Below are 9,889 nucleotides of genomic sequence, written 5' to 3'. Positions count from 1 at the left end.
AGGACTGTGGCTGGCGATACGCCAGTACCTGACGCGGATGAACCAGCTGGATCCGCAGGTGGGCGCCGCGATGGCGATGCGGCTGGCGGACGATCTGGTGGCGCGTACGGGGGCGCCGCCGCCGGCCGGGGTGCCGGCCGCCGCGTTCCTGATGGCCGTGGTGCACGAGCGGCAGTCGCGCGACGCCGCCCGGGCGTTCCGGCCGTCCGCCGGCGGTCCCGGTGCCGGGTTCGCTACCGGGCCCGCACCTGCACCCGCACCGGTGCCGGGGCCGGTGCCGGTCGTGGCGCCGGTCCCCTACGTGGCTCCCGCGCCCGTGGCGCCTGCGGAGACTCCGCGCGCCGGCGGGTTCGCGCCGCCCGCCTGAGGGATCACTGTTCCTCGAAGGCCGAGGGCGGTGTCTCCAGGTGTTCGAGTTCGATGCCGGGGGCCGAGAGGACCACGTCCCCGGCGATGTGGATCGTGTGGACCTCCCCCGTGTCCAGGGCGCTGACCTGGTACTCGTCCACCAGCAGCGGGCCGCTGTCCGTGGGGTGTTCCTGGCGGGCGACGAGGGCCCAGGCCTGGTCGACCGTACGGGGCGCCAGTACCGGGTCGGTGAGGGCCAGGAGCCGGACACGGGTGGCGGGGGCGCCGGGGGCCAGGCGCAGGAGGCGGGCCGTCGCGATGAGGAAGGCCGGGGAGGTGCCGGTGAAGCCGGGGGCGGCGATGTTGCCCTCGGTGGCCTCGGTGCCGGTGGGGTCGGTCCGGACCCAGGTGACGCCGTCGATGGCGGCGCCGCGCACCTGCCAGCTCGCGGCGTTGACCTCCAGGCGGATGGGGCGGCCGAGCTCGTCGATCGCCAGGTCGACGGAGCCGCAGTGCTCCCCGTCGGGGCGGGTGAGCTGGGAGACGTAGCGCCAGCCGGAGGGCCCGGGGGCGCAGTGGAAGTGCTCCTCGCCGAGCGGGGTGTGGTCGTGCGGGTCGTGGAGCGAGTAGCGGCCGCGGGGCATGGTGCGCACTCTTCTTGGGGTCGAGGGGTATGGGGCAGGCCCCCGGCACGGGTGCCGGGGGCCTGCTTCACGTTCTGCCGCCGCTGATCAGAGGCTGATCAGGGGTTGATCAGTAACGGTAGTGGTCCGGCTTGTACGGGCCCTCGACCTGGACGCCGATGTACGCGGCCTGCTCCGGGCGCAGGGTGGTGAGGCGGACGCCGAGGGCGTCGAGGTGGAGGCGGGCGACCTTCTCGTCGAGGTGCTTCGGGAGCACGTAGACCTCGGTCGGGTACTCCTCCGGCTTGGTGAAGAGCTCGATCTGGGCCAGGGTCTGGTCCGCGAAGGAGTTCGACATCACGAAGGACGGGTGGCCGGTCGCGTTGCCGAGGTTCAGCAGGCGGCCCTCGGAGAGGACGATCAGGACCTTGCCGTCGGGGAACTTCCAGGTGTGGACCTGGGGCTTGACCTCGTCCTTGACGATGCCTTCGACCTTCGCGAGGCCGGCCATGTCGATCTCGTTGTCGAAGTGGCCGATGTTGCCCACGATGGCCTGGTGCTTCATCTTGGCCATGTCGGAGGCCATGATGATGTCCTTGTTGCCCGTGGTCGTGATGAAGATGTCGGCCGTCTCGACGACGTCGTCGAGGGTGGCGACCTGGTATCCGTCCATCGCCGCCTGCAGCGCGCAGATCGGGTCGATCTCGGTGACGATGACGCGGGCGCCCTGGCCGCGGAGGGACTCGGCGCAGCCCTTGCCGACGTCGCCGTAGCCGAAGACGACCGCGACCTTGCCGCCGATGAGGACGTCGGTGGCGCGGTTGATGCCGTCGATCAGGGAGTGGCGGCAGCCGTACTTGTTGTCGAACTTCGACTTGGTGACGGCGTCGTTCACGTTGATCGCCGGGAACAGCAGGGTGCCCTCGGACATCATCTCGTAGAGGCGGTGGACACCGGTGGTGGTCTCCTCCGTCACGCCGCGGATCTCGGACGCGAGCTGGGTCCACTTCTGGGGGGACTCGCCGAGGGTGCGGTTGAGCAGGGTGAGGATGTGGGCGTACTCCTCGGAGTCCGCCGTCGACGGGTCCGGGGCGGAGCCGGCCTTCTCGAACTCGACGCCCTTGTGGACGAGGAGGGTGGCGTCACCACCGTCGTCGAGGATCATGTTCGGGCCGCCGGTGGGGGTGTTCGGCCAGGTCAGCGCCTGCTCCGTGCACCACCAGTACTCCTCCAGCGTCTCGCCCTTCCAGGCGAAGACGGGGACGCCCTGCGGGTTCTCCGGGGTGCCGTTCGGGCCCACCGCGATGGCGGCGGCCGCGTGGTCCTGGGTGGAGAAGATGTTGCAGGAGGCCCAGCGGACGTCGGCGCCGAGGGCGACGAGGGTCTCGATGAGTACGGCGGTCTGCACGGTCATGTGCAGCGAGCCGGTGATGCGGGCGCCGGCCAGGGGCTGCGCCTGCGCGTACTCGGCGCGGATCGACATCAGACCCGGCATCTCGTGCTCGGCCAGGGTGATCTCCTTGCGGCCGAACGCGGCAAGGGAGAGGTCTGCGACCTTGAAGTCCATGGGTGCTGCTCCTCATGGTTCGAGAGGGTGGGTACGGCTGGGCCGTGCGCCGTCCTGGGGACGGGGCACCGAGCACAGTCCGTCGGGGGTCCTCTCTCCCCTCGGCCGGTCGCAGGGACCGCCCGACCCGCCATCAGCAGCGACGCCTGACACTGGGCACGAATCTACACCGATCGGCGGAGTCTGCCCCAGTCGGCCGGAGAACTGGCCACGTCTTTCCTGCGGGCGCCCCGACGGGCCCCTCACGTGGTGTGACACCCCGTCGGCGGGCCCGGCGCGGCCGGGCCCGTACAGTTCGGCCGCACGTCGGATCGAGCGGAGCAGGGGCGGAAGCATGGGAACGCAGGGCCGGGTGGCGGGACGTCGGCTAGGGGTGACATCGGTGGCGCTGCTGGTGCTGGGTGCGCTTCTGGGCTGTGTCGGGGGTCTGGGCGGGTACTTCTTCATGCCGACGAAGTTCGTGCCGGGGAGCCACATGAGGCCGACCATCGCCACGGAATCGTCGGTGGCCTTCAACCTGTTGGCCGTCAAGGTGGACCGCGGCGACGTGGTGCTCTTCGACTCCACGGCCTGGGGTGATCAGCGCCAGTCCGTGGAACGGGTGGTCGCGGTGGGCGGCGACCACATCTCGTACACGCCCGGGGACCGGACGCTGACCTTGAACGGGAAGCCGCTGGACGAGCCGTACGTGCTGAACGGCGATCCGGTGGCGGGGTCGCCCCCGTTCGATGTGAGGGTGCCCAGGGGCCGGCTGTTCGTGCTGGGCGACAACCGCGGCAACTCCGCCGACTCCCGCTTCCGGTTCGAGGCTTCGGAGAGCGGAACCGTGCCCATGGCGGACGTGAACGGCACGATGGTCGCCGAGGGCGATCCGCTGCTCGTCGGCCTGCGGTCCGCGGCACTCGTCGGCGTCGCGGTGCTGTGCGCCGGTGCGCTGTTCGGCGCCGTCTCGCTGCGGCTTCGCCGCCGGGCGGCGGCGACCGCGGTGCACCCGGCGTACGCGGGGCTGATGCCGCCGCCGGGGGTCTGAGGGCTCCGGCCACGGCGAAGGCCCCCGCGGGCTGCTGCTCGCGGGGGCCTTCGGACGTTCACGGCCACGTGGCTACTTGGCGGCTTCGGGGCGGTAGATGTCCGGCTCCAGGTAGATCACCCGGGCGATCGGGACGGCCTCGCGGATGCGGGCCTCGGCGGCGTTGATCGCGTCGGCCACCTGGGTGGCGGTGTCGTTGCCCTCGACCGCGATCTTGGCGGCGACCAGCAGCTCCTCCGGGCCCAGGTGCAGGGTGCGCATGTGGATCACGCGGGTGACGACGTCCCCGTCGACCACCGCGGCCTTGATCTTCTCGACTTCCTCGATGCCGGCGGCCTCACCGAGCAGCAGGGACTTGGTCTCCGCGGCCAGGACGATCGCGATGACGATGAGCAGGATGCCGATGCACAGGGTGCCGATGCCGTCCCAGATCCCGTCGCCGGTCAGCAGGGCGAGGCCGACGCCGCCGAGGGCCAGGACCAGGCCGACGAGCGCGCCGAAGTCCTCCAGGAGGACGACGGGCAGCTCGGGGGCCTTGGCGCGCCGGACGAACTGGGTCCAGGTCTGCTTGCCCCGGATCTCGTTCGACTCCTTGATCGCGGTACGGAAGGAGAAGGACTCCGCGATGATCGCGAAGACGAGGACGCCGACGGGCCAGTACCAGTTGGTGATCTCGTGCGGGTCGTGGATCTTCTCGTAGCCCTCGTAGATGGCGAACATGCCACCGACGGTGAAGAGCACGATGGAGACCAGGAAGGCGTAGATGTAGCGCTCGCGCCCGTAGCCGAAGGGGTGCTGCGGCGTCGCCTCGCGCTGGGCCTTCTTGCCGCCGAGGAGCAGCAGGCCCTGGTTCCCGGAGTCGGCCAGCGAGTGGACGCTTTCCGCGAGCATCGACGAGGAGCCGCTGAAGAGGAATGCCACGAATTTGGCTACAGCGATGGCGAGGTTGGCGGCGAGTGCCGCCACGATCGCCTTGGTACCGCCCGACGCGCTCATGGGTGCAGGGTGTCCTTCCTAGCCACTGACTACCGGCCGCACATTGTTGCAGCCGGTGGGAGGGACGCTACGTCAGACCACCACGGTGGCACGGAAGATCGTCCCGCTTCCGGTCAGTTCGACCTTTTCGCCCGCCGGTACGAAGACCGACTCGCCAGGGGTCAGGGCCAGTTCGCCGGCCCGCGGGGAGCCGGCGGTGCAGAGCAGGATCTGCGGGGTGTCGTGCGGGAGCACGCGGGAGGCGCCGCCGGGCGCGAGGAGGAAGCGGGAGAGCCGGAACTCGTCGATGGGGGTCTCGTAGACCTCCTCGCCGTCGCCTTCCGGGCGCAGCAGGTTCGGGTCGCCCGGCTCGAACCTGGCGATCTTCAGCAGCTCGGGCACGTCCACGTGTTTGGGGGTGAGCCCGGCACGCAGCACGTTGTCCGAGTTGGCCAGCAGCTCGACGCCGAGGCCGTCGATGTAGGCGTGCGGGACGCCGGCGCCGAGGAACATCGCCTCGCCGGGCTGGAGTCGGACGTGGTTGAGCAGCATCGCCGCGATGACTCCCGGGTCGCCCGGGAAGTGGTGGACCAGCGTGGCGTACGGGGTGTACCGGCCGCCGAGGCGTGTGACGGCGGCGGCGACCTCGTGCACGGTGTGGGCCATCTCGGCGCGGTCCGCGATCAGTACGGCCGTCAGCATCTCGCGCAGGGCGGCCTCTTCGGGGTGCGCGTGCAGCAGGTCGACGTACGGCTTGAGGCTGTCCACGTCCAGGCCCGCGAGGAGGTCGGCGGCCTCCAGCGGCGGGCGGAAGCCGCACAGCCCGTCGAACGCGGTGAGCGCGCAGATCATTTCGGGCTTGTGGTTGGGGTCCTTGTAGTTGCGGTGGTCCGCGTCGATCGGGACCCCGCGGCGCTCCTCGTCCTCGAAGCCCGCCCGGGCCTGGAGCAGGTCGGGGTGGACCTGCAGGGAGAGCGGGGCGCCGGCGGCGAGGATCTTGAACAGGAAGGGCAGCCGGGGGCCGAACTTGGCGACGGTGGCAGCGCCCAGCTCGCCTTCGGGATCGGCGGCGATGACCTCCGAGAGCGCCCGCTCGCCCGCTCCCCGGTCGATGCGGGAGGGGGCGCCCGGGTGGGCTCCCATCCACATCTCGGCCTGGGGCTCACCGGTGGGTTCGACACCGAGCAGCGTGGGGATGGCCGTGGTGGATCCCCAGGCGTAGGGGCGGATCGTGTTCGTCAGGCGGTCCATCGTCGTCTTCCTGGATAGAGCTGGGTACTTCAGTGCCTCAGCTGTGTCCCCCGGAAGCCAACGCCAGGTAGGCGGTGGCGAAATCCGTGACGGCGAGGAGTTCGGCGAGCTGCTCCAGTTCGACGCCCTCCTCCGGTTCGAGCTCGCTGACCGCCGTGTCGTGGCTGAGGGCGAGCTCGCGTGCGGCGGGGGCGGCGGTGAGGCCGCCGGCCGGCCGGTCACGCAGCAGGACGATGCGGGCGCGAAGGGCCTGGGGCTCTTCGACCCGGTCACGGAAGAAGTCGTCGGGGTCGGCGCCGGCGGCGAAGGATCCGGCGAGCAGGACGCCGTGGGCGGGCAGCGCCTCGGGAAGCACGGCGGCCAGGGCGGGGCGGCCGGCGAGCTCGGCGAGGGTGGCGGCGAACCGGCGGCCCGCGGGGGCGGCGCCGGTGCCCTCGCTCCAGATGAGCGGGAGGGAGTCGGCCAGCTCGGCGGCGAGGGTCTTGGCCGGGTTGGAGTAGGTGGCGATGGCGGGCCCGCAGCGTTCGGCCGTACGGTCGAGCCGGTCGGCGACGAGCTGCAGGGTGTCGGGGGCGGCGGTGATCAGCCCGACCTTGTCGAGGAGCAGTAGCAGCGGCGTCAGCAGGGCCCACAGGGCGCCGGGTCCGGCCGCGGCGGACTCGTCGTACTCCTGGTACGGGGCCTTGGCCATCGGTACGAGGAGTCCGTGCGCGCCGTCCACCGCCTCGCTCAGCGGTGAGCGCTCGGGGGCGACGGCGACGACGGTGCAGCCGCGCCGGTACGCCTGCTCGGCGAGGACGGCGAGCCCGGGCTCGGTGCCGTCGGTGGTGGCGAGGAGCAGCAGGTCTACGGGTCCGGCCCAGCCGGGCAGGGCCCAGCGCAGTGCGCCGGCCGCGTGGGCGACGCCGGTGGGATCCAGCCGGATGACGGGCGCGGAGGCTCCGGCGAGGGCACCGAGCAGGTCGGCGACGCCGGTGGCGGCGGTGCCGGGCCCGGCGATCAGGACGGAGCGCGGGCGGCCGTCGGGGCGCAGCTCGGCGAGACCGGCCTCGTTCGCGTGCCGGGCGGCGGTACGGACTCTGGCTCCGGCCTCGGCCGCACCGCGGAGCAGGCCCCGGCGGTCGACGCGGGCGAGATCGTCCGGTGCGTCGAGGAGCGACTCGTCGAGCATGGCGGCCTCCGGCGGTGTTGACGGATCCAGGGTGGCGGAATCGGTCTCAGCGTCTGCGTATGCCTGTGCGGCGCGGCAGGGGGTCAGGCGGGGCGGCGGGCCTCGTCCACGAGGAGCACGGGGATGCCGTCACGGACCGGGTACGCGAGGCCGCAGTCCTGACCGGTGCAGATCAGCTCGGGGGCGGTCTCGTCGGCCGACTTGTCCTCGAGGGGCGAGTGGCAGGCGGGGCAGGCGAGGATCTGCAGGAGGCCGGCTTCGAGCGGCATGGGGCGATTCCCTTCGGGCATGTGGGTGGGGCGAGGTCAGCGTACCGCCGAGTTCGTGGCGGTGCGGTGTCGTGGGGGCGGGTTGGGCCCCGGGGGCTGCGCCCCCGGGGAACCCGGCTCCGCCGGGCACCGGGCTCCGCCCGGACCTTCCCCCAGCTACCGCTGGGAGGTGCCCCCTCCTCAAACGCCGGCGGGGCTGGGTTGGGCGGAGCCCTGCCGGATGGGTCAGGCGCGGATGAGGGTCAGGGCCTCGTCGCGGATCCTGGCCAGGGTGGCCTCGTCACGGGCCTCGACGTTCAGCCGCAGCAACGGCTCGGTGTTCGAGGCACGGACGTTGAACCACCAGTCCTCACCCGTCACCGTCAAACCGTCCAACTCATCCAGCGAGACACCCTCACGACCGGCGAAAGCCTCCCTCACCGCCACCAGACGCGCCGCCTGATCACCGACCGTCGAGTTGATCTCCCCCGAACCCGCATACCGGTCATAGGAAGCCACCAACTCCGACAACGGACCCCCCTGACCACCCAGCGCCGCCAGCACATGCAACGCCGCCAGCATCCCCGTGTCCGCGTTCCAGAAATCCTTGAAGTAGTAGTGCGCCGAGTGCTCACCACCGAAAATCGCACCCGTCTTCGCCATCTCCTCCTTGATGAAGGAATGACCCACCCGCGTACGAACCGGCGTGCCACCGTTCTCCCGCACGACCTCCGGCACCGACCAGGAGTGATCAAGTTGTGGATCACCGTGCCCGAACCGCCGTTACGCGCCAGCTCACGCGCCGCGACCAGCGCCGTCACCGCCGACGGGGACACACCCACACCCCGCTCGTCCACGATGAAGCAGCGGTCCGCATCACCGTCGAACGCGATCCCCAGATCCGCACCCTCCGCCAGCACCCGCGCCTGAAGATCCACGATGTTCTTCGGATCCAGCGGATTCGCCTCGTGGTTCGGGAACGTCCCGTCCAGCTCGAAATACATCGGACCACATCCAGCGGCAGGCCCTCGAACACCGTCGGGACGGTGTGACCGCCCATGCCGTTGCCCGCGTCCACCACCACCTTCAGCGGACGGATCGACGCCAGGTCCACCAGACCCTTCAGATGCGCCGCATAACCCGGCAGGGAGTCCAGCTCCGTGACCGTGCCGCCACCGTGCCCTCCACGACCTCCGGGGCACCCTCGTCCGACCACTTCTCCACCAGAGCCCGGATCTGCGACAGACCCGTGTCCTGACCCACCGGAGCCGCACCCGCACGACACAGCTTGATCCCGTTGTACCGGGCCGGATTGTGCGACGCCGTGAACATCGCACCCGGCAGACCCAGCGAACCCGACGCGTAATACAGCTGATCCGTCGAACACAGACCGATCAACGTCACATCCACCCCACGCGCCGCCGCACCCCGCGCGAAAGCCGCCGACAGACCCGGCGACGACGGACGCATGTCATGACCGATCACGATCGCACCCGCCCCCACGACCTCCACGAACGCGGCACCGAACAACCCGGCCAGGGACTCGTCCCACTCGTCCGGCACGACGCCACGCACGTCATACGCCTTGACGATGTTCGAAAGATCTGCGGCCACTGCCTGCCCTCCTGAAGGTCCTGTGCGGTTCAGCAAAACCTACCCTGAACCAGGAGCAGCTCTTCAGGCCACCGGAGCGTCAGGAATCGGGCGATCTCAGGACGCGCAGGTGTCCACGACGGGTCTCGCCGGTGGACGGGCCGCCCTGGCCGGGACCGCCGGCCTCGGCCGCGCGGCCCGGCGGGCGGGCGGCTTCGCGGACGGCGTTGGCGAGGGCTTCGAGGTCGTCGCCGCTGGGGCGGGACGGCCCGGAGCCGTCGGACAGGCGCACGACGTCCCAGCCCCGTGGGGCGGTCAGGCGCTCCGAGTGCTCGGCGCACAGGTCGTAGCAGTGGGGTTCGGCGTAGGTGGCGAGCGGGCCGAGAACTGCGGTCGAATCGGCGTAGACGTACGTCAGTGTCGCGACGGCAGGGCGGCCGCACGCGGTGCGCGAACAGCGACGTACAAGGCTCACGACGTTGGACGGTACCGCACTCTTGACCGGGCCGCGACGACTCCACCGCCGCTCACTCCCCCGTGTCGTGCTCGGAGCTACCCTGCGGGGGTGACCGACACCCCTCTTCCTCCCTGTCCCGCCGAGCCCCCCACGGGGACCCGAGCCGAGCCGCGCCCGCGTCGGCGGGACCGGCACGGGCGCGGGATGCGCGGTCCGGTGGCCCCTCCTCAGGTGCCGCTGTCGGCGAGCCGGTCGGAGCTGTTCGGGGACCTCGTACGGGATTCCGTGGAGCGGCTGGAGCGGCGCTGGCCGCAGCTGTCCGAGGTGGAGTTCCTGATCGGTGACGTGCCCGGGCCGCCGGGCGGTCCGGACGGCGGCTGGAACGACGAGGCGGTGCCGCTGGGCGCGGTGTCGGAGTCGCGCGAGGGGCGGCCCGCCCGGGTCGTGGTCTTCCGCCGGCCGGTGGAGATCCGTACGAAGACGCGGGACGAGAAGGCGATGCTGGTCCACGAGATCGTGGTGGAGCAGGTGGCGGAGCTGCTGGGGCTCTCGCCGGAGACGGTGGACCCCCGGTACGGCCAGGACTGAGTCCGTCCTGCCGGCGCGTACCGGGGGTGCCCCGTCAT

The 9,889-nt window shown here is 71.3% G+C and carries 10 protein-coding genes and 1 pseudogene (1 of these 11 cut by a window edge); 3 read left to right on the top strand and 8 right to left on the bottom strand.

Features of this window, described 5'->3' with window-relative positions; genetic code table 11:
• On the top strand, positions 1-367 hold the 3' portion of the coding sequence (locus KO717_RS22310; protein ID WP_301370667.1) for an RDD family protein. Its footprint begins 542 nt before the window's first position; 367 of the gene's 909 nt are visible here — the last part of the coding sequence; its start codon lies beyond the left edge, outside the window; its stop codon occupies positions 365-367.
• A 4-nt stretch (positions 368-371) separates the two neighbouring features.
• On the opposite strand, the gene KO717_RS22305 is transcribed toward KO717_RS22310, so the two are convergent.
• Positions 372-992: a hypothetical protein gene (locus KO717_RS22305; protein WP_301370666.1), complete on the bottom strand. Its 621-nt coding sequence runs from the start codon at positions 990-992 to the stop codon at positions 372-374.
• Between the two features lie 109 nt (positions 993-1,101).
• Positions 1,102-2,538, bottom strand: coding sequence for an adenosylhomocysteinase (ahcY, locus tag KO717_RS22300; RefSeq protein ID WP_301370664.1), 1,437 nt, complete (start codon positions 2,536-2,538; stop codon positions 1,102-1,104).
• 382 nt (positions 2,539-2,920) lie between these two features.
• On the opposite strand from ahcY, the gene lepB reads away from it, so the two are divergent.
• Positions 2,921-3,568, top strand: a complete 648-nt coding sequence (lepB, locus tag KO717_RS22295; protein ID WP_301370663.1) for a signal peptidase I — start codon at positions 2,921-2,923, stop codon at positions 3,566-3,568.
• A 72-nt stretch (positions 3,569-3,640) separates the two neighbouring features.
• Here the strand turns inward: lepB and KO717_RS22290 are convergent, their stop codons facing one another.
• The 6 genes and pseudogenes from KO717_RS22290 to KO717_RS22265 form a co-directional block, all read right to left on the bottom strand.
• A complete protein-coding gene (locus KO717_RS22290; RefSeq protein ID WP_301370662.1) occupies positions 3,641-4,564 on the bottom strand; it encodes a cation diffusion facilitator family transporter in 924 nt (307 codons plus the stop codon).
• Between the two features lie 72 nt (positions 4,565-4,636).
• Positions 4,637-5,794, bottom strand: coding sequence for a mannose-6-phosphate isomerase, class I (gene manA, locus KO717_RS22285; protein ID WP_301370661.1), 1,158 nt, complete (start codon positions 5,792-5,794; stop codon positions 4,637-4,639).
• Between the two features lie 37 nt (positions 5,795-5,831).
• The gene (locus KO717_RS22280) at positions 5,832-6,965 is read right to left on the bottom strand and encodes an SIS domain-containing protein (RefSeq protein ID WP_301370660.1); all 1,134 of its coding nucleotides are present in this window, start codon (positions 6,963-6,965) and stop codon (positions 5,832-5,834) included.
• A gap of 83 nt (positions 6,966-7,048) precedes the next feature.
• Positions 7,049-7,234, bottom strand: coding sequence for a Trm112 family protein (locus tag KO717_RS22275; RefSeq protein WP_030015246.1), 186 nt, complete (start codon positions 7,232-7,234; stop codon positions 7,049-7,051).
• Between the two features lie 225 nt (positions 7,235-7,459).
• A pseudogene (locus KO717_RS22270) lies at positions 7,460-8,827 on the bottom strand (phosphomannomutase/phosphoglucomutase).
• Positions 8,828-8,906: 79 nt separating this feature from the next.
• A complete protein-coding gene (locus KO717_RS22265; RefSeq protein WP_301370654.1) occupies positions 8,907-9,281 on the bottom strand; it encodes a DUF3499 domain-containing protein in 375 nt (124 codons plus the stop codon).
• A 90-nt stretch (positions 9,282-9,371) separates the two neighbouring features.
• Here KO717_RS22265 and KO717_RS22260 point away from each other — a divergent pair, with 90 nt between their 5' ends.
• Entirely contained in the window at positions 9,372-9,851 is a 480-nt protein-coding gene (locus KO717_RS22260) for a metallopeptidase family protein (protein ID WP_437184551.1), read from the top strand.
• Positions 9,852-9,889 lie beyond the last annotated feature (38 nt).

The organism is Streptomyces xanthophaeus (assembly GCF_030440515.1).
GTDB classification, from domain to species: Bacteria; Actinomycetota; Actinomycetes; order Streptomycetales; family Streptomycetaceae; genus Streptomyces; species Streptomyces kutzneri.
This window is presented reverse-complemented; position numbering and strand designations above follow the sequence as displayed.

Bases quoted from the DNA above. Each gene is read 5' to 3' on its own strand.
- KO717_RS22305 (WP_301370666.1), bottom strand. From the start codon at position 992: ATGCCCCGCGGCCGCTACTCGCTCCACGACCCGCACGACCACACCCCG.
- ahcY (WP_301370664.1), bottom strand. From the start codon at position 2,538: ATGGACTTCAAGGTCGCAGACCTCTCCCTTGCCGCGTTCGGCCGCAAG.
- KO717_RS22290 (WP_301370662.1), bottom strand. From the start codon at position 4,564: ATGAGCGCGTCGGGCGGTACCAAGGCGATCGTGGCGGCACTCGCCGCC.
- manA (WP_301370661.1), bottom strand. From the start codon at position 5,794: ATGGACCGCCTGACGAACACGATCCGCCCCTACGCCTGGGGATCCACC.
- KO717_RS22280 (WP_301370660.1), bottom strand. From the start codon at position 6,965: ATGCTCGACGAGTCGCTCCTCGACGCACCGGACGATCTCGCCCGCGTC.
- KO717_RS22275 (WP_030015246.1), bottom strand. From the start codon at position 7,234: ATGCCGCTCGAAGCCGGCCTCCTGCAGATCCTCGCCTGCCCCGCCTGC.